The organism is Ochrobactrum sp. P6BSIII, from assembly GCF_014138065.1.
GTDB lineage: Bacteria > Pseudomonadota > Alphaproteobacteria > Rhizobiales > Rhizobiaceae > Brucella.
Genome location: NZ_JACGXB010000001.1, coordinates 92,309 through 117,990 on the forward strand (window position 1 = coordinate 92,309; position 25,682 = coordinate 117,990).

Sequence of the window (25,682 nt, forward strand, 5' to 3'; positions counted from 1 at the left end):
AAGCGGCAGCCCGGAGAGGGGAATGAGGCTGCCGCTAGCATCCGGCATCCAACGGGGGACGGGTCAGAAAACCGGCGACCGACGAACTGTCGATGACTAAAATTTGGTTTTCAATCGTGGCTATTCAAGGGCACGGAAGATTACAAATCTGTAACAAACTCGTTATCTTACCGTGATGGATTTCTTTCGCGTGGATCATTGTTTCTCCTGACACGGAGCAGGTTCCCTTTGCGGCTGCTTTCCTTTAGTTCTTGGCCTCCAGTTCCGGGCCTCTTGATCCCGGAACAATTCAGCAAAAATGCGAAACGGTTTTGCGTCCGAAAGTGCGGAAGGATAAAAAGAAGCCATGAAAAAAGGCGATCATCTCTTTCTCGTTGACGGCTCGGGTTATATTTTCCGCGCCTATCACGCCCTTCCCCCGCTGACCCGCAAGACCGACGGCTTGCCGGTGGGCGCTGTATCGGGCTTCTGCAACATGTTGTGGAAGCTGCTGAAAGATGCACGCAACACGGATGTTGGCGTGGTGCCGACCCATTTCGCGGTGATTTTTGACTATTCGTCGAAGACGTTCCGCAACGAGCTTTATCCTGAATACAAAGCCAATCGCACGGCCCCGCCGGAAGACCTTGTTCCGCAATTCGGCCTTATCCGTCAGGCGACCCGCGCCTTCAACCTGCCCTGTGTCGAAAAGGCCGGTTTCGAAGCCGACGACCTGATCGCGACCTATGCGCGCCTTGCCGAGCAAGCGGGCGGCGATGTCACCATCGTCTCCTCCGACAAGGACCTCATGCAGCTCGTGACGCCAAGCGTGTCCATGTATGACAGCATGAAGGACAAGCAGATTTCGATCCCGGAGGTGATCGAAAAATGGGGCGTGCCGCCGGAAAAGATGATCGACCTGCAATCGCTGACCGGCGACAGCACGGATAATGTGCCGGGCATTCCGGGCATCGGTCCCAAGACGGCAGCGCAATTGCTGGAAGAATTCGGCGATCTCGACACGCTTTTGGCCCGCGCCTCGGAAATCAAGCAGAACAAGCGCCGCGAGAACATTATAGCCTTCGCAGACCAGACCAAGATTTCGCGCGAGCTGGTCACGCTCAAGACTGACGTGCCGCTGGATGTCGATCTGGACGCTCTGGTTCTCGAACCGCAAAATGGCCCGAAGCTGATCGGCTTCCTCAAGGCCATGGAGTTTACCTCGCTGACGCGGCGCGTTGCCGAAGCGACCGATACGGATGCTTCGGCCGTCGAACCGTCCCATGTCGAAACCGAATGGGGCGCGGATGCGCATGGTCCAGATGTCGATGTGCCAGCCAAGGCTGCGGACACGGCTGCAACCGGGACGGACGCCACTGCACCATCTGCTGCTGCCCCGGCTGTCGATGGCTACACGCCGAAAGCGCTGGCGGACAAGCGCGCTGCAGAAGCCACCGCGCAGAAGATCGACACCAGCGCCTATACCTGCATTCGCGATATCGCAACGCTCAAGCTCTGGCTGGCCGAGGCTGTCGAAACCGGCCTCGTGGCTTTCGACACGGAAACCAATTCGCTTGATCCGATGCAGGCCGAGTTGATCGGCTTCTCGCTGGCTCTCGTTCCCCAGAACAGCAAAGAGATCAAGGCCGCCTATATTCCGCTTCAGCACAAATCCGGTCAGGGCGATCTGCTCGGCGGCGGTATGGTCGAAGGGCAGATACCGCTCGATCAGGCGCTTGAAGCGCTGAAAGCCGTTCTTGAGGATGCTTCCGTTCTCAAAATCGCGCAGAACATGAAATATGACTGGCTGGTCATGCGCCGTCACGGCGTCAACACCGTGTCCTTCGACGACACGATGCTGATTTCCTATGTGCTCGACGCTGGCACGGGCGGCCATGGCATGGACCCGCTTTCGGAGCGTTGGCTCGGCCATACGCCAATCGCCTACAAGGATGTTGCGGGCAGCGGCAAAAACGCAGTGACTTTCGATATGGTCGATATCGACCGTGCGACGGCTTACGCAGCCGAAGATGCGGATGTAACGCTGCGCCTGTGGCAAGTCCTGAAACCGCGTCTGGCGGCGGAAGGTCTCATGTCGGTCTATGAACGGCTTGAACGCCCGTTGGTTGATGTGCTGGCCCGCATGGAAGAGCGCGGCATTTCCGTGGACCGTCAGGTTCTGTCGCGCCTGTCCGGCGATCTGGCACAGGCTGCCGCCGGTTACGAAGACGAAATCTACGAACTGGCCGGTGAGAAATTCACCATCGGCTCGCCCAAGCAGCTTGGCGATATCCTGTTCGGCAAGATGGGCCTGCCTGGCGCTTCCAAAACCAAGACCGGCCAATGGTCCACCTCGGCGCAGGTGCTCGAAGATCTGGCCGCCGAAGGCCATCCGCTGCCGCGCAGGATCGTCGACTGGCGTCAGCTCACCAAGCTGAAATCCACCTATACGGATGCGCTGCCCGGCTTTATCCATCCGCAAACCAAGCGCGTCCACACGTCCTATGCAATGGCGTCCACCTCGACGGGTCGCCTCTCGTCATCGGAGCCGAACCTGCAGAACATTCCGGTGCGCACCGCCGAGGGACGCAAGATCCGGACGGCCTTCATCGCGGAACCGGGCAACAAGCTGATTTCCGCCGATTACAGCCAGATCGAACTGCGTGTGCTGGCCCATGTGGCCGATATTGCGCAATTGAAGCAGGCTTTCGCCGATGGCGTCGATATTCATGCCATGACCGCATCGGAAATGTTCGGCGTGCCAGTGGAAGGCATGCCATCGGAAGTGCGTCGCCGCGCCAAGGCGATCAATTTCGGCATCATCTACGGCATTTCCGCCTTCGGCCTCGCCAACCAGCTTTCCATCCCGCGTGAGGAAGCCGGGCAATATATCCGCACCTATTTCGAGCGGTTCCCCGGCATCAAGGATTATATGGAAGCCACCAAGGCTTTCGCGCGTGAACATGGCTACGTCGAAACCATTTTCGGACGCCGCGCCCATTATCCCGATATTCGCGCCTCCAATCCGCAGGTCCGCGCCTTCAACGAGCGCGCCGCCATCAATGCGCCTATTCAGGGTTCGGCGGCAGATATTATCCGCCGCGCCATGATTCGCATGGAAGATGCGCTTGAAAACGAAAAACTTGCTGCCCGCATGTTGCTGCAGGTGCACGATGAATTGATCTTCGAAGTGCCTGAAAATGAAGTGGAAAAAACCATTCCGCTGGTGCGCCATATCATGGAGAATGCGGCCCTTCCGGCAGTGTCTCTGACGGTTCCGCTGCATGTTGATGCGCGTGCAGCGCATAACTGGGATGAGGCCCATTAAGGCCTCGCCCGGTTGACCTGACGATCTTAACCCTATAGGGAAGCGGCAATTCTGTTGCTTCGGTGGTCGCCAGGGGAGCCGTGAACGTTAGGTTTACGGCCAATGGGTTTGCGACTTGTGAAGCTTTTGTGAAAGTTGTCCATGTCTCTGCCCGAAACCATCGCTCCGGCACTGTCCGGAGCTCTTGCCGCTCGCGGTTATAACACCCTCACCGCCGTTCAGAACGCCGTGCTGGCGCCTGAAACCCTCGATTCCGACCTTCTCGTTTCCGCCCAGACCGGCTCCGGCAAGACCGTTGCCTTCGGCCTCTCCATGGCCAACACCATTCTGGAAGACGAGCTTCGCTTCGGCGAACCAGGTGCACCGCTTGCCATGATCATCGCGCCAACGCGCGAACTGGCGCTTCAGGTGCGCCGCGAACTGGAATGGCTTTATGCCGATACCGGCGCGCGCATCGCATCCTGCGTTGGCGGCATGGATATCCGCACCGAGCGCCGCGCGCTTGAACGCGGCAGCCATATCGTCGTTGGTACGCCGGGCCGCCTGCGCGACCATATCACCCGCTCCGCGCTGGACATGTCGCAGCTGCGCGTCGTCGTGCTCGACGAAGCCGACGAAATGCTCGATATGGGCTTCCGCGAAGACCTCGAATTCATCCTCGGTGAAGCGCCGGAAGACCGCCGCACGCTGATGTTCTCGGCAACCGTGCCGAAGCCCATCGCCCAGCTGGCCAAGCGTTTCCAGAACAATGCGCTGCGCCTCACCGTACAGAGCGAAACCAGTCAGCACGCCGATATCGATTATGTCGCCATGCCGGTTCCGCCGCATGAGCGCGACCACGCGATCATCAACACGCTGCTTTATTATGATTCACAAAACTCGATCATCTTCTGCTCGACCCGTGAAGCAGTGAAGCATATGGCAAGCCGCCTTTCCAATCGCGGCTTTGCCGTGGTGGCCCTGTCGGGCGAACTGAGCCAGGCCGAGCGCAACAACGCGCTTCAGGCCATGCGCGACGGCCGCGCCCGCGTTTGCGTGGCGACCGACGTTGCCGCACGCGGTATCGATCTGCCGAATCTCGATCTGGTTGTCCATGCCGATCTGCCCAACAATCCTGAAACCATGCTGCACCGTTCGGGCCGTACCGGCCGCGCCGGTCGCAAAGGCACCTGCGTGCTGGTGGTGCCGTTCTCGCGCCGCCGTTCTGCAGAGCGCCTTCTGCATATGGCAAAGCTTGATGCGCAGACCATTCCCGCACCAAGCATTGCCGCCGTTCAGGCCAAGAACAACGAACGCATTCTCAATTCCGAGGCCTTCGGCCAGCCGGTCGAGGAAGAACATCAGGACGTGCTGAAGGCGCTCCTGGAGCGTTACACGCCGGAACAGCTGGCTGTCGCCTATCTCAATCGCGAATTGTCGCTGGCGCCTGCACCGGAAGAAGTGTCGGACGCGCCAGTTCATCCGGTTGGCGGCAAGAAGCCGCGCGAGCGTTCTGACCGTGGCGATCGTTTCGAGCGTAACGACCGTTTTGATCGCGGAGAACGCGGCGAGCCGGGCGAACGCTTCGACCGCAATGCGCATTTCGACGGCGTCTGGTTCTCGGTTTCTGCCGGTCGCAAGCACCGCGCCGACCCGAAGTGGCTGCTGCCGCTGATCTGCAAGGCAGGCGACGTATCGAAGCGCGATGTCGGTTCGATCAAGATTCTCGACGGCGAAACCCGTTTTGAAATCGCCGCATCGAAGGCCGAAGAATTCCGTCAGTCTGTTGCCGAGCGCGGCACGGGCGAAAAGGGTCTGGTGATCCGCCCTGCGGTTGCCGGTGCTGGCGAAGATGCCGGACGCCGCGAAAGCAAGAGCTTCAAGCCGCGTGGTGAAAAGTCTTATGGCGAAAAGTCGTGGGGCGACAAGCCGCGCGGAGACAAGCCTTGGGGCGACAAACCGCGTGGTGAAAAGCCTTATGGTGAAAAATCGTGGGGCGACAAGCCGCGTGGCGAGAAGTCCTGGGGTGACAAGCCTCGCGGCGACGGCTTCAAGAAAGGCCCACGGAAATCCGAAGGCGGCTACAGCAAGAAGCCGCGCGGCGAATAATTCGTCGACAATTTGATAAAGCCCGCCTCATGGCGGGCTTTTTATTAACAGGCGATTTACGTCCCTTTAAACCGCCGCATTTACCCTGCACCGGGTAGACCCTTGTTCGCATTCGCCGACGACGTAACGGCAATGCAGAAATATTTTTGGAAAATGACCGGTTCGCATGCATGACGAACCGGCGCGCAGGTGGGCGACTTAGGCAGAATATGGCATCGCGAGACGACAGGAACGGACGCATCGACCCTTCTTTCGGCAACGAACAGAAAAGGACTGACGAGGACGATTTCCATGTCGATGAGGAGGAGCGTATGGCGCGCTCGCAGCAACGCAAACGGACACCGTCCCGGGATCGTGAACCGCGTGCAGCACGCCGCGGCAAGGTGAAGCCGCGCGGCTTCTTCGGCTTTCTGCGCCGTGCGATTTACTGGTGCTTCGTCCTTGGCCTGTGGGGCGGCATCGGCCTTGCCGGTGTGCTCGTCTATTTCGCCGCCAAGATGCCGCCGACGACAGATTGGGAAATCCCCGACAGGCCGCCGAATGTGCGCATTGTCGATGTGAGTGGAAAACTGATTGCCAATCGCGGCACCACCGGCGGCGAAGCAATAGGCCTGCACGAAATGTCCGCCTTCATTCCCAAGGCCGTTGTGGCCATTGAAGACCGGCGCTTTTACTCGCATTTCGGCATCGACCCCATCGGCCTTGCCCGCGCCATTGTCACCAATGCCGTTTCGGGCCGCGCTGTTCAGGGCGGCTCCACGCTCACCCAGCAGCTGGCCAAGAACCTGTTCCTCTCGCCTGACCGCACGCTGGAGCGCAAGGTTCAGGAAGTGATGCTCGCTTTGTGGCTTGAGCATAAATACACCAAGGACCAGATTCTGGAGATGTATCTGAACCGGGTCTATCTCGGTTCGGGCGCTTATGGCGTCGATGCTGCCTCCCGGCGTTATTTCAGCAAGTCGGCCAAGGATGTGAACCTGATGGAAGCAGCCACGCTGGCTGGTCTTCTGAAAGCGCCATCCCGCCTGTCGCCCGCCCGCGATCCCGAAGCCGCCGCCGCCCGCGCCAAGCTGGTGCTGGGCGCGATGCGCGAGGAAGGCATGATCGACGACCAGCAGGTAGCCATAGCCGAAAGCGAGCCGCCGACGCGCGCGCCGTCCTTCTGGCAGGGCTCGGAAAACTATGTCGCCGACAAGGTCGTGTCCGCATTGCCGGCGCTGATCGGCGAGGCAAAGACCGATATCACGGTTGAAACGACAATCGATCTCAATCTGCAATCAGCCGGTGAAGAAGCGATCAAGGATCAGATTTCCCAGAACGGGAAGAAGATGAATGTCAGCCAGGGCGCTCTCGTTTCCATCGACGGCACCGGCGCAGTGCGCGCCATGGTCGGTGGCGTGGATTATGCCGCCAGCCAGTTTGACCGCGTGACGGATGCCCGCCGCCAGCCTGCATCTTCCTTCAAGCCGTTCGTCTATCTTTCGGCGCTGGAACAGGGCCGCACACCGGATTCGGTGCGCAACGATGCGCCGGTGCGGATCGGCAAATGGACGCCCAGCAACGACAACGGCAAATATATGGGTGAAGTGACACTGGCGACCGCGCTGTCGCACTCGCTCAACTCCGTTTCTGCCCAGCTCGTGATGGAAGTCGGCCCACAAACCGTGGTCGATACGGCGCATCGCCTCGGCGTGCAGTCGAAGCTTGACCCGAATGCCTCGCTAGCGCTTGGCACCTCGGAAGTGACGCTTCTGGAACTGGCCGATGCCTATGTGCCCTTTGCCAATGGCGGCTATCGCGCGCCGGTCTATTTCATCACCAAGGTGACGGATGCCGACGGCAAGGTGCTTTATCAAAAAGACGACGCCGTCGGTCCCCGCGTCATCGATGAGCGCAATGTCGGCATGATGAACGCCATGTTGCGGCGGACCGTCGAGGACGGCACGGCGCGCAAGGCAGCCTTTGGCGGCTGGCCCGCAGCGGGCAAAACCGGCACCAGCCAGAATTTCCGCGACGCATGGTTCGTCGGCTACACGTACAATCTGACCACTGGCGTCTGGTTCGGCAATGACGACGGCAAGGGCATGAAGCGCGTCTTCGGTTCGACCTTACCGGTTGCCGCCTGGAAGAGCTTCATGCAGGTAGCGCACAAAGGCGTGCCCATTGCAGAACTGCCCGGCCATTACGACATCCAGAATGTCGTTCCCGGCGGCAGCGACGGTATGGACCCGAATGCGCCTTACGATCCCAACATGATGCCGCAAGGCGGTTACGGCGATCAGCCAATGGCCGCAAACGGCGACGATGGCTACTGGCCGCCCGCGCCTGAGACCACCATGCGCGGCGACATTCAGCAGGCGTCGCCGCAAGAGGCCCCGTATCCTGTGAATGCACCCGGTCCACAGGGCAATGCATCCGGCGGTTATGATGACACCTATCGCCCGATGCCGCCCGGCGATGTCGGCGGCGAGCCGATGCAGCAGCCTGCCCAACAACCGCAGCGACGTCAGGGCGGCTCGACCACGCTGCTCGATATCATCATGGGCAATTCGCAGTAAGGATTGGCGAGAACCGGGGGAGCGGATGACAATCCGCTCCCCCGGTCGCGATCAAGTGAAGCACCTTCCTCACGCAGTTGTTAGAGCGGTTCCGGTTAGAACCGGATCGTGGAACCGCTCTATCTATTTATTTTGACGCATTATCCGACGCAAAACCGCTACGCACTTTTGCTGGAAATGCTCTGATTCCCCTCGAAATCTTGAGCGGCATGGTCTATTCAAGATTTGAGAGCGAGGTTTTCCCATGACCCAAATGACCAAAACAGACGCGTCCCAGTCCGAAGGCCCGAAGGTTGACGAAGAGCGCAAGACGCTGGTTCTGACTGGCGCAAGCCGTGGTATCGGCCATGCGACCGTCAAGCGTTTTTCACGTGCAGGCTGGCGCGTGATTACCTGCTCGCGGCAGGATTTCTCCGATAACTGCCCATGGCCCGCTGGCCCGGAAGACCACATCAAGGTCGATCTGGCCGATCAGGAAGATGTCGGCAAGGCGATCGCCGAAATCCGCCGCCGGCTGGAAGCCAATGGCAGCAAGCTGCATGCGCTCGTCAACAATGCGGGCATTTCGCCGAAAGCCGAGGCTGGACGCCGCCTGAACTCGATCGAAACACCGATGGCCGTCTGGCGCGACGTGTTTCAGGTCAATTTCATGGCGCCTATCATGCTGGCGCGTGGCCTGTTCAAGGAACTTGAAGCAGCACAGGGTTCGGTCGTCAACGTGACCTCGATTGCTGGTAGCCGCGTTCACCCCTTTGCGGGCACCGCCTATGCCACGTCGAAAGCAGCGCTTTCCTCGCTGACCCGCGAAATGGCTTCGGATTTCGGCCCCTATGGTATCCGCGTCAACGCCATTGCGCCGGGCGAAATCGACACAGCGATCCTGTCGCCGGGCACAGAAAAGCTGGTCGAACAATTGCCCATGCGCCGCCTCGGCAAAACCTCGGAAGTCGCAGAAACCATCTACTTCCTGTGCACCGAGGCTTCGTCCTATGTCACAGGATCGGAAATACACATCAATGGCGGCCAGCACGTCTGACAAAAATACAAAGCGCGGCTGTTGAAAAACACCGCGCTTTTTGTTTAGTTCGCTTTAATCGATTTAAAATCCAATTTAACAGTAGACCGAGCCATGATCCTTTGTTGCGGTGAAGCCCTGATCGACATGCTGCCACGCGAAACCGCGACCGGCGAAACGGCCTTCGTGCCTTTTGCGGGCGGTTCGGTTTTCAACTCGGCCATAGCGCTTGGGCGGCTTGGCGTGCCGACGGGCTTCTTCTCCGGCATTTCATCAGATTTCTTCGGCGAAGTGCTGCGTGACACGCTGGCCCGCTCGAATGTGGATTATTCCTTTGCCGCCATTTCGGATCGCCCCACGACACTTGCCTTCGTCCGCCTTGTGGACGGTCAGGCGCGCTACGCTTTCTACGATGAGAACACGGCTGGCCGCATGCTTTCCGAAAGCGATATGCCTTTCGTGGATGACAGCATCGACGCCATGCTGTTTGGCTGCATCAGCCTGATTTCCGAGCCGTGTGGCAGCGTCTATGAAACGCTGATGACCCGTGAAGCGCCAAAGCGCGTCATGTTCCTCGATCCCAATATCCGTGCCGGTTTCATCACCGACCGCGAGAAGCATCTGGCCCGCATGAAGCGCATGATCGCGCTGGCCGATATCGTGAAGCTGTCGGACGAAGATCTCAACTGGTTTGGCGAACATGGCAGTCATGATGAAATCGCCGCCGAATGGCTGAAGCTTGGTCCAAAGTTGATCGTCATCACCAAGGGCGCTCATGGCGCCGATGCCTATACGGCCGGTGCAACGGTGCGTGTGCCGGGCGTCAAGGTTGATGTCGTGGACACGGTCGGCGCGGGCGATACCGTCAATGCGGGCATTCTCGTCAGCCTGCACAATCAGGGCTTGCTCAACAAGGGTTCAATCGAGAATCTGAACGAAGACCAGATTCATTCCGCCGTTGCGCTTGGCGTTCGGGCTGCCGCCGTCACTGTTTCCCGCGCAGGCGCAAACCCGCCTTGGGCCGCAGAAATGCGGGATTGATTCCGTCATCTACAGATAAGACAGCACCTTCTAACCTACGCCATTGACCCGACTCAATTCGCGCCTTCTATAGAGAGTGGGTGGGAGAGAATCGAATATGGCGAAGGACAATTCAGTGGACGTCTTGCGCATCGCAGCCTTCTCGCAAGGCAATCAGGGCGGCAACCCAGCAGGCGTGCTGATTGCGGACCGCCTTCCCTCTCCAGAGGAAATGCAGAAAATCGCCAAGGAGGTTGGCTTTTCTGAAACGGCTTTCGCCATGCCGGATGGCGAAAGCTGGCGCGTACGTTATTTCGCGCCTGAAATGGAAGTTCCGTTCTGCGGCCATGCCACCATTGCGCTCGGTGCAGCGCTGGCCATGCGCATGGGCGACGGACATTTCAATCTGAAGCTCAATGGCAGCACCATCAGCGTTGACGGTCGCAAGGAAGGCGAGCTGTTCGCCGCCAGCCTGCAATCGCCGCCGACGCGCAACCGTGCCGCCGCCGAAGTCGAGGTGGAGCAGGCACTCTCGCTGTTCAACTACGACAAGGATGATCTTGCGCCGGGCATTCCGCCTGCGCTGATCCATGCGGGCGCAGACCATATCCTGTTGCCGCTGCGCTCACGCGAAAAGCTTGCCTCGATGCATTATGATCTGGCGCGTGGCCGCGTGATGATGAAACGGCAGGGCTGGACGACCATCCTGCTCATCCATTCGGAAACGCCACAGCGCTTCCACAGCCGCAATCCCTTTGCTGCGGGCGGTGTCTATGAAGACCCGGCAACAGGCGCTTCAACGGCGGCCTTTGCTGCCTATCTGCGCGATATCGGCTGGCCGCATGGCGGCGAGATCGAAGTGTTTCAGGGCGAGGACATGGGAAGCCCATCGCATCTTCGCGCCCAGATCGGCACGGAACGCGGCGGATCGATCCGCCTGTCCGGCACAGCACGACTGATGGAATAGCGATAAAGTGCGGCTCGTTAAACTCTAACGAGCTGCTCGACCCGCTCTTCATTGCCGAAGAACTTGAGATAACGCGCCACTTCCTTTGGATCGCCTGTCGCTTTCTGCGGATTATCGGAAAGCTTGACTGCCGGATGGCCGTTGGCATCCGTCACCTTACAGACGAGCGAAATGGCATTCAGCCCTTCGATGTTCTTCGGCGCGCAACCCATGAAATCATTGGTGAGGTTGGTGCCCCAGCCGAAGCTCATGCGCACACGGCCTTCGAAGTGTCGATAGGTGTCTTCGATCGTATCGACATCCAGCGCATCGGAGAAAATAAGCAGCTTTTCACGCGGGTCCTTGCCGCGTGATTTCCACCATTCGATGATGCGCTCGCCGCCTTCGACGGGCGGGGCGCTGTCGGGACGGAAACCCGTCCAGTCGGCAACCCAGTCCGGCGCATTGCGCAGGAAAGCCGCCGTGCCAAAGGCGTCCGGCAAGACGATCAGCAGATTGCCGCCATAGTAACGGTTCCAGTCCTGCAAGACGCGGTAAGGCGCGCTGCGCAGTTCCTCATCGGTCTTGGCGAGTGCGGCCAGCACCATCGGCAATTCATGTGCATTGGTGCCAAGCGCTTCAAGGTCGGTATCCATCGCCAGAAGCACATTGCTGGTGCCGGTAAAGGAATCGCCGATGCCTTCCTTCAACGCCTCGACGCACCAGCGCTGCCACAGGAAAGAATGGCGACGGCGGGTTCCGAAATCCGAAATTTTGAGGTCCGGCAGCAGGCGCAACCGCTCCACCTTGCTCCACATCTTGGCCTTGGCGCGGGCATAGAGCACATCGAGCGAGAACGGCCCGAGATTTTTCATCGCCGCGCGCGAACGCAACTCATTGATGATGGCAAGTGCCGGAATTTCCCACATGGAAGTGTGAGACCACGGCCCGTGGAAATGCAGCTCATACTGCCCGTCCTTGCGACGAAGCTCATATTCCGGCAGCTGGAAATCATGCAGCCATGCCAGAAATTCAGGCTGGAAAATCTGCTTGCGGCCATAAAACGTATTACCCGCCAGCCAGATCATTTCCTTTTTGGAAAAGCGCAGCGTGCGCGCATGATCAAGCTGTGCGCGCAGTTCGCCTTCATCGATCTCGTCGGCAAGGCGTACCGAGGTCGTGCGATTGATGAGCGAGAAAGTGGCGTCGACCTTGGGATAAAGGCCCCAGATCATCTGCAGCATCAGAAGCTTGTAGAAATCCGTATCCAGCAGACTGCGGATAATCGGATCGAGCTTCCAGGCATGGTTATAGACGCGGCGCGCGATATCAGTTCTGGCCATCACGGCCTCCAGCAAATAACAAGTATCCGATGGCACAAGGACCCAGTTTTACTTAAAGCATTTCCAGCAAAAGTGCGTAGCGGTTTTGCGTAGGATAATGCTCAAGAATAAGCCCTGAGTCGTGCAAAAGGCGGGTTTTCACCCGCCTTTTTAATCGGTTCACTTCTGTTTGGGAAGCTCTACCACAATTTCGTGTTCGCCATCCGGCTTGATCGGCACGCCTTCGTCCGGCTTGCCGACCTTGCGGCCATTGAGCTTGATCGCCTTGTCCTTAGCGCCGGCGACAACCTTGACCCGATAGAGCGCCTCGCCGAAGCGAAGCTCGGCTTCATAGCCGTCCCATTCCGGCGGCAGCGCCGGATCGAGATGCAGCCTGTCACCGCGCTTGGTCACGCCGAGGATACCCTCGGTTGCCACGCGGTAGAACCAGCCTGCCGAACCCGTATACCAGGTCCAGCCGCCCTGTCCGCGCCGCGGCTCGACGGAATAGATGTCGGCTGCGATCACATAAGGTTCAACACGATAGACATCCGGGTTGCGGCCATGATTGACCGGGCTGATCAGCGAGAACAGACGCCAGGCTTCCGCCGCCTTGCCCATGCGGGCCAGCGCCAGAATGGCCCAGGTTGCGCCATGGGTGTACTGACCGCCATTCTCGCGAACGCCGGGCGGATAGCCCTTGATGTAACCCGGCTCCTGCACGGTCTTGTCGAAAGGCGGTGTGAAGAGACGAAGCAATTCGCCCTCATCATCCAGCAGACGCTTTTCGAGCGAAACCATCGCCTGTTCGGCGCGCTTCGGATCGGCAACGCCGGACAACACGCTCCAGGATTGCGCAATGGCGTCGATCTGGCATTCGTCGCTGTCCTTAGAACCAAGCGGCGCGCCGTTGTCGTAGAAACCGCGGCGATACCATTCGCCATCCCAGCCGTCGCGATCCAGAGCAGCCGTCAGGCTTTCCAGATGCGCTTTCCAGATATCGACACGCTTCTTGTCCTTGCGCGCCTCGGCAATCGGGATGAACTGACGCAGCGTATAGGCCAGGAACCAGCCGAGCCACACGCTTTCACCCTGGCCCTTCACGCCGACAAGGTTCATGCCGTCGTTCCAGTCTCCACCGAGGATCAGCGGCAGACCATGCTGGCCGGTGCGATCAACCGCGAGGTCGAGCGCCAGCGCGCAATGCTCGTAAAGGCTCACCGTGTCCTTGGAGATTTCCGGCTCATAGAAGGCATCATGTTCGCCCTCTTCCAGCTTGCGCCCGACAAGGAAAGGCAGCTTTTCATCGAGGATCGAACGGTCGCCCGTCGTCTCGACATAAAGCGACGTGCCATAGCCAAGCCAGACCACATCGTCCGAAATCAGCGTGCGCACACCGGCGCCCGTGGCAGGCAGCCACCAATGCTGGACATCGCCTTCAGGGAACTGGCGCGATGCGGCATTGAGGATCTGTGCGCGGGCAAGCGTCGGATCGACGAGCAGCAGCGACAGCGTGTCCTGCAACTGGTCGCGGAAGCCGAAGGCACCGCTAGCCTGATAGAAGGCGGCACGCGCCCAGATACGGCATGCAATCGCCTGATAAGGCAGCCAGCCATTGACCAGAAGGTCGAATGATGGGTCCGGCGTCTTCACCTGCACACGGTTGAAGAGCGTTTCCCACTGGTTCTTCGCCGCCTGAAGCTTGTCTTCGAAGGACACAGTCCGTGTATCGGAGATCAGCTTCTTCGCCTGCGCCTGATCGGCAGCATTGCCGAGCAGGAACACCAGTTCACGGCTTTCGCCCGGTCCGACTTCAATGTCGAGCGCGAGCGCCGCGCACGGATCGCGTCCGGCTTCCACCGTATTGGATAGCGCCTTGCCTGCAAGCACGACTTCCGGCCTGTCCACCGAACCGGTGGTACCAATGAACTCGCTGCGATCAGCCGTCACCGATTGCGGCTTTTCAGTCGCCGCAAAGAAGGCGATCTGGCCCGACTTGTCCGGATGGTACGGATTGCCCGCAAAGAGCGCGCCCAGTTCGTCATCATGCGACGGCACGATGAACGGCACGTTCTTGGCGCGGGCATTGCCGAGCACCCATTCGACATAACCATAGGCGCGCAGCTTGCGCTTGGAGCGACCCTTGTTGGTGACCGTCAGGCGCGACAGGCGCACCGGCTTGTCGGCATCGACGATATGGGTCAGTTCCAGCGCCAGCTCGCCATGCTGCGCCGCAAAGGTGCTGTAGCCATGGCTGTGGCGGGCTTCATAAGTCACTGCCTCGTCGCGCAGCACATTCGACGTTGGCGCGAAGGTGCGGCCCGTTTCGCGGTCGAGTATATAGATCGCCTCACCCGGACGGTTGGTGACCGGATCGTTGGCCCATGGGGTCAACTGATAGTCACGGCTGTTGCCAGCCCAGGTGAAGGCCGAACCTTCCGCCGAGACATGGAAACCGAAGGACGGATTGGAGATGACGTTGATCCACGGATGCGGCGTGTTGGTCAGGCCATTGACCCGCACAACATAGCTGCCGTCCTCGGCAAAACCGCCATAGCCGTTCCAGAACTGGAGATCGTCGCCCGATGGAGCCGGACGATTGGTGACCTTCGGCTTGACGACCGGACGGCGTTCTTCCGTGCTGCTGGAACCGCGCTCGATAACCGCTGGTGCAAGGCCCGCAGCACCGAGACCCTGAACCGCAGCCTGACCGGTCGTTGCCGACTTGGCATCGCGCGCGGCCAGATCCACCGTGATTTCCTCGCTGCGGCGCAGCTGCTCGGCAAGCGAGCCGTTCTGCGCATGCATGACGATGCGCGCCGAAGCCAGAAGCGTGTTGTAGCTTTCGTCGCTCATCTGGTCGCGGCGCACCGCGAAGATGTGCGGTTGTCCACCACCCCGGGCGCGGAAGCCTTCCACGATCCAGTCGATGGCGCGCTGTGTGTCCTGCGCATAGGAGAAGGCGCGTTCGTTGACCGCCACCACATCGACGGTGAGGCCCTTGCTGCGCCAATATTCCTGCGCGCGCAACACGCCACGCAGCACTTCAAGATCGGCTTCATTGTCGATCCGCAGGGCGAAGATCGGATAATCGCCGGAAATCGACATCGGCCACAGATCGGACTGTTTGCCGAGACCGCTGGCGATGGTTTCCGGCGGCTGGCGCAAGGTCCGCTCCGGATAGAGCAGATAGGCCGCGACCTTCTGGTAATCGGCAGCTTCCGCCGGCTTGATACCGATATGATAGAGCTGCACCTGCGAGCTGGTCCAAGACAGCGAGAACTCGCGGGCAAAGCTTTCCGGATGACGATGCATCGCCACGGCATGTTCCACCGCATCGCGGCTGCCACCGGCGAAGGTCCAGAAAACAAGGCTCACCTTCTTGTGCGCCGGAACGCGAACGCGTGTGCGCACCGAAGCAATCGGGTCGAGCACGCAGCCCTGGCTGCCAGTAAACTTCGCACCCGGTTCGAACGCGATCGCATCGCGCAGGCTGCGGCCACGACCGATGAAGGCGCGACGGTCGGTTTCGACCTCGGTTTCACGGACAGCGCCGGTCAGATCGGTGACGAAATGCGCCACATGGATATCCGGATCGGACGGCGCGCGCTTGCGGCGCTTGGCATAGATGGTCGAACCGTTATCGGCGATCTCGGTTTCGACGAACATCTTGGCAAAGGCCGGATGGGCGGCATCACTGTCCTTGTCGGTCAGCACCAGTTCCTCATAAGAGGTAACTTCGATGATGCGGTCACGCGCGGACGTATTGATGATGTCGAGCCTGCGGCCCTCACCGTCATATTCCGACGAGACGATCACTTCCATGACGGTCTTGATGTCACCGGCGGTCTTGTAGAATTCCGCCTTGTCTTCGGTGAAGACCGTCTTGGTTTCTTCGTCCGGATTGCGCACCGGCTCGCCAGTTGCCGACCACCAGTAGCCGCTTTCCATATCGCGCAGGAACAGGAAGGAGCCCTGAAGGTCTTCCGATGCATCGGCGTGGAAACGGGTGATGTCCCAATTGTGCCAGCGGCTGTAGCCGGAGCCATTGGCGGTGACCATCAGCGCATATTGGCCATTCGACATCATATGCGTGGTGCGCGGCGCCTTGAACGGCTTGTCGATGATGCGCATCGGCGCATCGTCGAAACCGCCCGAATCCACGCGCATCGGATTTTCCGTCTTGGCGTAGATCATCGGGATTTCGCGCGGCGCCTTTTCCTGCAACAGCAGTTCGGCTGCTTCGATCACCGGATCGGAGTGGAAACGCTCACGCATGCGGCCTTCGAAGATCACGTTGTTGACCGCGATGATCGCCATGCCATGGTGGTGGGCATAATAATTCTTCACGACCGCGCAGGTTTCGCCTTCGCGAACACGCGACGGGGTGAAGTCCACGGAATCGTGGAAGCCATAGCGGCCCAGCGCGCCAAGCTTGGCCAGACGCTTGAGGTTGGCCACGGCTGCCGCTGGCTGATATTGCGATGCCAGCAGGCTCGCATAAGGCGCGATGACTGCATTGCGCGACAGGCCGCGCTGGAGACCCAGATTAGGCACGCCGAAATTGGAATATTGGTAGTTCATATGCGCATCACGCGCATTGAACGCCGCTTCCGAAATGCCCCATGGCAGACCACGTGAGGTCGCGTAATCGATCTGGCGCTGCACGACGAGCTTGTTGGTCTGGTCGAGCAGCGAACCGAGCGGCTCGGACATGACCAGCGGCGGCATCAGATATTCGAACATCGAGCCGGACCAGGAGAGCAGAGCGCCCTTCCAGCCCACCGGCACCAAAAGACGGCCCAGCTTGAACCAATGCTCGACCGGCACGTCGCCCTTGGCGATGGCGAACAGACTCGCCAGACGCGCTTCGGAAGCCAGAAGATCGTAGCAGCTTTCGTCCAGTTCGTTTTCCTGCACGCGGAAGCCGATCGACAGTAGGCGACGCTCCTTGCGCTCAAGGAAGCCGAACTGCATGTCGAAGGCCAGCTGACGCGAACGGGTTGCGAGATCGCGCAGGCGTTCGCGCAGTGCGTCGGTATCGCGTTCACCCATGGCGTCATCGGTATGCGCCTGGCAGGTATCGACCAGAATACGCGCCCATTCCTTGGCTTCGCCGCTGGCGGGCGTCTCGATCTCGCTGTCGAGTTCTTCCATCAGACGCACAATGTCATTGGCGAAAAGCGACAGGTTGATCGTGCGGAAGGATGCCGTTTCCGGTTCTTCCTTGATGGTGCGCACGGCGCGGCGGAAATTGGCTGTACGCTCTTCCAGACGGCGACGCAGCGGACGCAGGATGCGGCGGTCGTCCGGGATATTCGCGATGGTTTCCTCAAGGATGTCGTTGACATCGAGGATGCCGTCGAGATCGCCCTGCACATAGACGGACGGTGCTTCCGCCCATTCTTCGAGCGCCGAAGACAGCGTCACCAGATGGCCGGCGAGATTGCCGCTATCGACCGCCGAAACATAGAGCGGGCGCATCGGGTTCAGCGTGTTGGTTTCGTACCAGTTGTAGAGATGGCCCTGATACTTCTCCATCTTTTCCAGCGTATCGACGGTCGCCTCGACACGCTCTACCGTTTCATCGAAGCCGATCCAGCCGAAATCACGCGCTGCGACAATCGACAGAAGATAGACGCCGATATTGGTCGGCGAGGTCCGCTGGGCCAGGATCGGCGCCGGATCTTCCTGGAAGTTGTCCGGCGGCAGATGATGGTTTTCCTCATTGGCGAACTCGGCGAAGTAACGCCATGTCCGGCGCGCATAACGGCGCAGATCCGATTTGTCGGACGACAGAACTTCAAGTGTGTCCTGCGGCTTGGCCGAACGGCTGACCAGCCATGCGATCAGCGGCGAGACGAACCAGATCACCGCAAAAGGTGCTGCAATCAGCGCGGCATGGCTTTCCGCAGCAAGCGGGAACAGGATCGCCAGACCCGCAATGGCCATGGCTGGCCACATGAGCTGGAAATAGAACAGCAGCGTGTCGGGTGACGTCTTGGCCTGAGCAGCCGTGCGCCATTCCAGAAGATTGCGGCGCGAAACGAACAGGCGATAGACCGTGCGCGCAATGGCATCGGCCATCAGGAAGGCCGAATGCGCGATGAAGGTGGTGCGCAGCGCCACATCTGCCGTGCCGAGCGCAATATCGGTTAGTACCGATTGCGCATGCCCCTTCAGCGAATAATCCATATTCACCGGGATCAGATTGGTGACGATGCCGAAAGTCGGCGCCACGAACATGCTGACGATCAGGAAGGCCTGCCAGACGGCAGCCGCACCGAGCGGCAGCACGCTCCAGCCAACCACAGCAGCGAGAAGCCACAGGATCGGGTTCAGCGAGCGGCGCAGATTGTCGACCATCTTCCACCGGGTCGTGGCGCTGACGCCGCGATTGGTGGAGAACAGCCATGGCAGAAGCTGCCAGTCGCCGCGCGCCCAGCGATGGTGGCGCGACACATCGACATTGTAGCCGGTCGGATAATCTTCCACGACTTCCACATCGCTGACCAAAGCAGCGCGGGCATAGCCGCCTTCGAGAAGATCGTGGCTGAGAAGCGTGTTTTCCGGCACGCGGTCCTTCAGCGCCGCCTCAAAGGCGTCGATGTCGTAAAGACCCTTGCCGGTGAAGGTGCCTTCGCCCAGCAGGTCCTGATAGGTGTCGGAAACCGCAAAAACGTAAGGGTCGATGCCGCGATTGACCGAGAAGACGCGCTGCAGGAACGACGCTTCGTCGCCGGTGGTCAGCGACGGCGTGACGCGCGGCTGCAGGATGCCATAACCGCGAACGACCTTGCCGGTCTTTTCGTCGATGACCGGGCGGTTCAGCGGATGGCTGAGCTTGCCGGCCAGATTGGTGACAGATTCCGGCGTCAGACGCGTATCGGCGTCCAGCGTCATCACATACTTGATTTCCTTCGGCAGACGCTCGTCCGGCGGGAAGAAACTCGTATCCTGGTCGCCGCGCAGAAGCAGATTCAGCTCGTGCAGCTTGCCGCGCTTGCGCTCCCAGCCCATCCAGCAATTCTGCTTGTCGTTGAACAGGCGACGACGATGCATGAGGAAGAAGCGCGGCTGGTCGCCGCCCGTATAATGCTCGTTGAGCTTGGCGATTTCCTCACGCGCATATTCGTAGATTTCCATATCCGCAGGCTTGATTTCCTGCTTCGCATCCACCCAGTCGCTGACCAGCGCGAAATAAATCTCGCCGCGCGGATTGGTAAGATAATGGACTTCCAGATTGCGAATCTGTTCATCGATGGAATCACGCGAGGTGATGAAGGTCGGCACAGCAACAAGCGTGCGCGCTTCTTCAGGCAAGCCTTCCTTGTATTCGAAGCCGATCAGACGCGTTGGCTGCACAAACCACGGCACCAGCGCATTGAACAGCGAATAGGACGCATCCATCGCCGGGAAGATCGCCAGCAGCGTGAACAGCGTGCGCAGATCGGTCGAAAGACCAGCGCGGCTCATACAGTAGTTGACGAGCAGCAGAATGAGGATCGTGAAGATCGCCGTCGGGATGAACAGTCCGAGAAGTCCAAGCCCGCGATAAAAGCGCAGCGCCTTGACGCCAAAGGGCGCCTTGTAACCGCAGACCTTCTCCAATTCGCTGCGACCGTCGCCCGAAAGATAATAGGCGATGGACCCCTTGCCTTCGGCTTGCGGATGGCCTGCCTGCTCGGCGCGCTGTCCTTCCTCGGCAAGCTTGAGTGCTGCCCAGGTGATATCGATTTCGCTCATATCCGAATAGCGGGCGAGCTTTTCAATCGTCACGCGATAGGCGTTGCGCGAGCGGAAATCGAGGAGTTCGAAATCGCTGTGATCGCGCAGGATCGCATCAACCTCGTTGACGGTTTCGAACCAGGTTTCCCAATCCACGTCGTCGATGGATTTCAGGCTGCGAATGATGTTGCCCATCGTCACGCCGCCAGTGGACTGGCGCGCATGTTCCTCGACGATGGCGTCTTCCGGGTTGCTGCCTTCCTGCTCCAGAATCCGCTCCAGCCAGCTGGCAGCAGCCGTGGTGTCAGTGGATGCGGAACGCAGACGATAGAGAAGATGCGTGGCAAAAGTGCTGTCGCGGGCGGCCTGCGTATATTGCGCCAGAACGGAATCCAGCTCTGCGCCATCGGCGACCACGATACGGTCGGCAGCCGTGTTGGCGAGATTGCGCATGTTGCGGGCGCGGTCGACGCGCAGCGCCAGACGGCGCGCATTCTCGATCAGGAAATAGCGAACGGCGGACGGCAGCGCCCACAATTCACCGATCTTCAGCGGCTCGACTTCCTGAAAGCCCTGGACGATGGCCGTCAGGGTTTTCAGCGAGAAATTGCTGTCCGTATGGGCGACATAAAGCCAGGCCAGCGCGAAAATGCGCGGCATGCCCTCAACCGCCTTATAGGGCGGCAACTGGCGAATGAAGCGGCGCGGCAGATCGCGGCGGGCCTGCTGGACATTCTTGTCGATCTGATAATGGTTATCGAGCAGCCATTGCGCGGCAGGCGTAATGGTCTCACCCGCACGCGACGCAGCGTCAGACGCGCGATAGGCGTGCAGGATCAGCTTGCCGTTTTCGGACAGGCGCTGATCGAACGGAAACGCCAGATAGCCCGGCAGCGGGATATTTTCCCCGCGGGCGACGGTGCTTGCCAGAACACGCAGCTCATCTTCTGTCTTGTAGAGAGCACGGATCGGTGATGGCTGTTCCGGCGGAATCTGATCAGAACCACCCTGCCCGGTGGATTTCGGCTCCATCGGACTATTCGTTTTGGGTGGCTTTGACGATGTATTCTCGGTTGAGGTTGAATTGGAGTGCGAAGAAGACAATTCCGGCATCTGCCTTAACAGCCTTTCCGAAGGAAATGAGTAATCTGCGGCGGTGGATACTAAATTCGATTCAGTCTAGGGAAACGACAGTATCCTTGATCGGTTCCCTGCATGTCGCCCGCTTTTGGCCAAAATGCGACGGCGCATTGTGCTGATATTCAAACCGTTTAAATCGCAACGCACAATTCTTTCCGAACAGTAATGTTGCGTTATGAAAATCGTGGCCTTTTACAATCGTAACATATTGAAATTTAAAATAATACCACTCTGAGTAAGCGAGCAGGAAATTTACGCGCGCGCCCGCATTCACGCCCGACAGGACAAAAAAAGCGGCTGTCGCGCAAGAATCACCGCGCGACAGCCGCCTTTTGTCAGTTTATTGGACCAAAAATCGCGATTCAGGCGTCGACTTTTGCCGAAGTTCCCGCCGAAGCCTTTTCGGGGCCACCTGCCGGAAACAACTTCCAGTAGCGCGGGCGAAACGCGATGCGGCTTTTCTCCGCAGCCGGGTGTTCCGCCGGAATTTCGATCTCGATGCGCTCCCGCGCGCCGCCCACCTCAAGCTCCACGCGCCGCTTGCCGCCGGAACGGCGGCTTGCCACCACCGTGCCAGCGATGCAGCCGCCACAACCGTCGAGCAGTTCGACATCATGCGGGCGGAAATAGAGCTGCGCCTCGCCGCTTGCAGCGCCCTCGGCGGTGAGGCCGATATTGCGATCCGTCAGCCAGACTTCGCCATTCTCGACCCGCACCGGAAGCGTGCTGGATTCGCCGATGAATCCATAGACGAAAGGCGAGTTCGGATCGTCATAGACCTCATCCGGCGTGCCGACCTGTTCGATGCGTCCCTGACTCATGACCACAACGCGGTCGGCCAGTTCCAGCGCTTCATCCTGATCGTGCGTCACGAAAACCGTGGTGTGGCCGGTCTTGTCGTGGATTTCACGCAACCAGCGGCGCAGTTCCTTCCGCACCAGCGCATCGAGCGCGCCGAAAGGCTCGTCGAGAAGCAAAACCTTCGGCTCGATGGCCATGGCGCGGGCAAGCGCGACGCGCTGGCGCTGGCCGCCCGAAAGCTGGGCGGGATAGCGCTTTTCAAGCCCCTGCAACTGCACCAGATCGAGCAACTCCAGTGCGCGACGGCGGATTTCAGCGGTGGCCGGACGGGTTGAACCGGGACGAACCTTGAGGCCGAAACCGATATTGTCCGCAACCGTCATATGCCGGAACAGCGCATAATGCTGGAAAACGAATCCGACATTGCGCTCCTGCACGCTTTTCTGCGAGGCGTCTTCCTCACCGAAGAAAATCGTACCTTCGGTCGGTGTTTCCAGTCCGGCGATCAAACGCAACAGCGTGGTCTTGCCCGAACCGGAAGGGCCGAGCAGCGCGATCAGTTCGCCAGAACGGATATCCAGCGACACATTATGCAAAGCCGGAAAACGGGCGAACTCTTTACGCACATCGGCAACACGAACTTCCATTCCCAATCCTTTCCCCTGCCGCTTCGCGGCCATCGTTCTTTCAAGCGCGTTCAAGCGCATGGGATCAGCATCCCAGATTGTTTTCAGTGCCCGTTGCTGCCCGCCAGCTCATCGCTATAGCGCAGTTCGAGGATTGTCTTGAGCGCCAGCGTCAGAAGCGCAAGCAGGGCCAGAAGCGAGGCCACCGCGAATGCCGCGACGAAGTTATACTCGTTATAGAGAATTTCCACATGCAAAGGCATCGTATTGGTGAGACCGCGAATGCGGCCCGATACCACGGATACGGCGCCGAATTCACCCATGGCGCGCGCATTGCAAAGCAGAACGCCATAGAGGAGGCCCCATTTGACGTTCGGCAGCGTGACATAGCGAAATGTCTGCCAGCCGTTGGCGCCAAGCGAAATCGCAGCTTCTTCGTCACCGGTTCCCTGTTCCTGCATCAGCGGGATCAATTCACGCGCTACAAACGGAAACGTCACGAAAACCGTCGCCAGCACAATGCCGGGCACCGCGAAGAGTATCTGGATGCCATGTTGCTCCAGCCAGGGCCCGAGCAGGCTGTGGCTGGAAAACAGCAGCACGAAGACCAGACCGGAAATCACCGGCGACACCGAAAACGGCAGATCGATCAGCGTAGTCAAGAGCGCCTTGCCCTTGAATTCGAACTTGGCGATTGCCCAGGCGGCGGCAACGCCGAAGACCAGATTGAGCGGCACGGCGATGGCCGCGACAGTCAAAGTGAGTCTGATTGCCGACCAGGCGTCTGGCTCCAGCAAGGCCTCGACATAGGCCGTGGGGCCCTTGCGGAATGCTTCGACAAAGACTGCAATCACCGGCAGAATCAGGAAGAGAGCCAGAAACGCCAGCGCGAGCGCGATCAGGATGATGCGCGTCGGTCGGCTTTCGGTCACAGCACTACGGCTGGCGCGCTTTTTTTCATTCGCCATAGCCGTATTTCTTTCTTGATCGCGCCTGAATGAGATTGATGAGCAAGAGCATCGCGAAGGATAGCACCAGCATGATGGTGGCCAGCGCTGTCGCACCGGCGTAGTCAAACTCCTCCAGCTTGACCACGATCAGCAGCGGCGTAATTTCCGATACATAAGGCGTGTTGCCCGCAATGAAGATGACCGAGCCATATTCACCCACGCCGCGCGCGAAGGCGAGCGCAAAGCCGGTCAGAATGGCAGGCTGAAGGCTCGGCAGGAGCACGCGCCAGATGGTCTGGAAACGCGAAGCACCAAGCGTCGCCGCTGCCTCTTCAACCTCACGGCTGATTTCTTCCATGATCGGCTGCACGGTGCGCACCACGAATGGCAGGCCGATGAAGATCAGCGCGATCACAATGCCGAGACGCGTGAAGGCGATGCGGATGCCAAAGGGCGCAAACAGGCTACCAATCCAGCCATTCGGTGCGTAGATGGCCGCAAGCGCAATACCGGCAACTGCTGTCGGCAATGCAAAGGGAATATCGACAATCGCATCCACGACGCGGCGGCCGGGAAAGCGATAGCGGGTCAGGACCCAGGCCAGAATGACGCCGAACACCACATTGACCAGAGCGGCGATAAACGCCGTTCCAAAGCTTGTTTCGAGCGCCTTCAGCGTGCGATCATCGGTGATGAGCCGCCAGAAACCGGCGAAACCGACATCGGTGGAGCGCAGCACGAGGGCTGCCAGCGGGATGAGAATGAGAAGAGTCAGATAGGCAACACTGAAACCGAACGTCAGTCCGAAACCTGGAATGACGCTCGGCTTACGAAAGTGAAACCCTGCTCTGGCCCGTGCAGGGAGCGAAGACATGCTGTTGTTTTGTTCCCTTTTTCAGTGGCTGCAAATATCAGCTCCGGTTCTTGCGGGCTGACTGTGCTCTTATTGCGCATTAAACGGAAAGCCGCGTCTGCCGCGGCTCCCCGAAATGGCTGCCTCTTATTTGCCAGGCTTGTAGATCTGGTCGAACGTGCCTCCGTCACCGAAATGGTAAGGCTGTGCCTTGGCCCAACCGCCGAAAATCGGATCATCGATGGTGACCAGCGTCAAGTCGGGAAGTTTGCGCTGCTGGTCAGCCGGGATCAGATCAGGCTTCGACGGACGGTAGAAATGCTTGGCCGCGATGGCCTGACCTTCCGGCGAATAGAGATATTCGAGATAGGCCTGCGCCAGCTTTGTGGTGCCATTTTCCTCGGCGTTCTTGTCAACAACCGCGACCGGCGGTTCAGCCAGGATCGATTGTGGCGGCACGACGATATCGAACGCGTCTTCACCAAATTCGGCAACCGAGAGATAGGCTTCATTTTCCCAGGCTAGCAGCACATCGCCCAGCTGGCGTTGCACAAAGCTGGTCGTCGCGCCGCGTGCGCCGGTATCGAGCACCGGAACGTGGCGGAACAGATCAGCGATGTAATCCTTGATCTTCTGTTCGTCGCCGCCATACTGCTTATAGGCCCAGGCCCAGGCGGCAAGATAGTTCCAGCGTGCGCCGCCGGAGGTCTTCGGGTTCGGCGTGATGACTTCCACGCCATCCTTCACCAGATCGCCCCAATCCTTGATGGCCTTCGGGTTACCCTTGCGCACCAGAAAAACGATGGTCGACGTATAGGGTGACGAATTGTTCGGCAAGCGCTTGCGCCATTCCTTATCGATCTTGCCCGTGCGCTCCGCAATCGCGTCGATATCGCTTTCGAGCGCCAACGTGACGACATCGGCCTTGACGCCATCGATCACCGAACGGGCTTGTGCACCCGAACCGCCATGCGATGCGCGGATGGTGACAGTTTCGCCGGTTTCCTTCTTCCAATGCGCCGCAAAGGCCGCATTGTAATCCTTGTACAGCTCACGCGTTGGATCGTAGGACACATTCAGAAGCGTCTGATCCGCATGGCTTGCCTGAACGGTTCCAGCCAGCGATGCCGCTGCCACCAATGCCGCCAAAGTGAGTGAAAGTTTCGATAATTTCACGACCGCCTCCATTGTTTCCTTTGGGTCCCCCCACGGGTTATCCCTCGAGTATCCATTGGTCAGGACAGTATCAGAGGTCTTTGACGACAGGATGCCACAACCTCACCGAAATTTAAAACGGCTTCGAAAAATCTACTCCCTTTTGAGGATAT

General features: G+C 59.4%; 12 protein-coding genes. 6 read left to right on the forward strand and 6 right to left on the reverse strand.

Features of this window, described 5'->3' with window-relative positions; genetic code table 11:
- Positions 1-346: 346 nt before the first annotated feature.
- The 6 genes from polA to FHW00_RS00445 all read left to right on the forward strand — a co-directional run bounded on the left by polA (position 347) and on the right by FHW00_RS00445 (position 10,955).
- Positions 347-3,307: a DNA polymerase I gene (gene polA, locus FHW00_RS00420; protein WP_182514629.1), complete on the forward strand. Its 2,961-nt coding sequence runs from the start codon at positions 347-349 to the stop codon at positions 3,305-3,307.
- 141 nt (positions 3,308-3,448) lie between these two features.
- Complete coding sequence (locus tag FHW00_RS00425) at positions 3,449-5,395, forward strand: DEAD/DEAH box helicase (protein ID WP_078339672.1); 1,947 nt, start codon at positions 3,449-3,451, stop codon at positions 5,393-5,395.
- Positions 5,396-5,604: 209 nt separating this feature from the next.
- The gene (locus tag FHW00_RS00430) at positions 5,605-7,953 is read left to right on the forward strand and encodes a transglycosylase domain-containing protein (protein ID WP_182514630.1); all 2,349 of its coding nucleotides are present in this window, start codon (positions 5,605-5,607) and stop codon (positions 7,951-7,953) included.
- A gap of 244 nt (positions 7,954-8,197) precedes the next feature.
- Positions 8,198-8,989 (forward strand): SDR family NAD(P)-dependent oxidoreductase, encoded by a 792-nt coding sequence (locus tag FHW00_RS00435; RefSeq protein ID WP_078339673.1) that lies wholly within the window; start codon positions 8,198-8,200, stop codon positions 8,987-8,989.
- Between the two features lie 93 nt (positions 8,990-9,082).
- Positions 9,083-10,009: a carbohydrate kinase family protein gene (locus FHW00_RS00440; protein ID WP_078339674.1), complete on the forward strand. Its 927-nt coding sequence runs from the start codon at positions 9,083-9,085 to the stop codon at positions 10,007-10,009.
- A 115-nt stretch (positions 10,010-10,124) separates the two neighbouring features.
- A complete protein-coding gene (locus tag FHW00_RS00445) occupies positions 10,125-10,955 on the forward strand; it encodes a PhzF family phenazine biosynthesis protein (protein ID WP_078339707.1) in 831 nt (276 codons plus the stop codon).
- 17 nt (positions 10,956-10,972) lie between these two features.
- On the opposite strand, the gene pncB is transcribed toward FHW00_RS00445, so the two are convergent.
- The 6 genes from pncB to FHW00_RS00475 all read right to left on the reverse strand — a co-directional run bounded on the left by pncB (position 10,973) and on the right by FHW00_RS00475 (position 25,530).
- Complete coding sequence (pncB, locus tag FHW00_RS00450) at positions 10,973-12,277, reverse strand: nicotinate phosphoribosyltransferase (RefSeq protein WP_078339675.1); 1,305 nt, start codon at positions 12,275-12,277, stop codon at positions 10,973-10,975.
- Between the two features lie 159 nt (positions 12,278-12,436).
- Complete coding sequence (locus FHW00_RS00455) at positions 12,437-21,016, reverse strand: GH36-type glycosyl hydrolase domain-containing protein (protein WP_445558195.1); 8,580 nt, start codon at positions 21,014-21,016, stop codon at positions 12,437-12,439.
- 470 nt (positions 21,017-21,486) lie between these two features.
- Positions 21,487-22,572, reverse strand: coding sequence for a sulfate/molybdate ABC transporter ATP-binding protein (locus tag FHW00_RS00460; protein WP_078339676.1), 1,086 nt, complete (start codon positions 22,570-22,572; stop codon positions 21,487-21,489).
- A gap of 83 nt (positions 22,573-22,655) precedes the next feature.
- Positions 22,656-23,519, reverse strand: coding sequence for a sulfate ABC transporter permease subunit CysW (cysW, locus tag FHW00_RS00465; RefSeq protein ID WP_078339677.1), 864 nt, complete (start codon positions 23,517-23,519; stop codon positions 22,656-22,658).
- Positions 23,509-24,375: a sulfate ABC transporter permease subunit CysT gene (gene cysT, locus FHW00_RS00470; RefSeq protein ID WP_078339678.1), complete on the reverse strand. Its 867-nt coding sequence runs from the start codon at positions 24,373-24,375 to the stop codon at positions 23,509-23,511. Before cysT ends, cysW begins: the two co-directional genes overlap by 11 nt.
- A 126-nt stretch (positions 24,376-24,501) precedes the next feature.
- Entirely contained in the window at positions 24,502-25,530 is a 1,029-nt protein-coding gene (locus FHW00_RS00475; protein WP_078339708.1) for a sulfate ABC transporter substrate-binding protein, read from the reverse strand.
- Positions 25,531-25,682 lie beyond the last annotated feature (152 nt).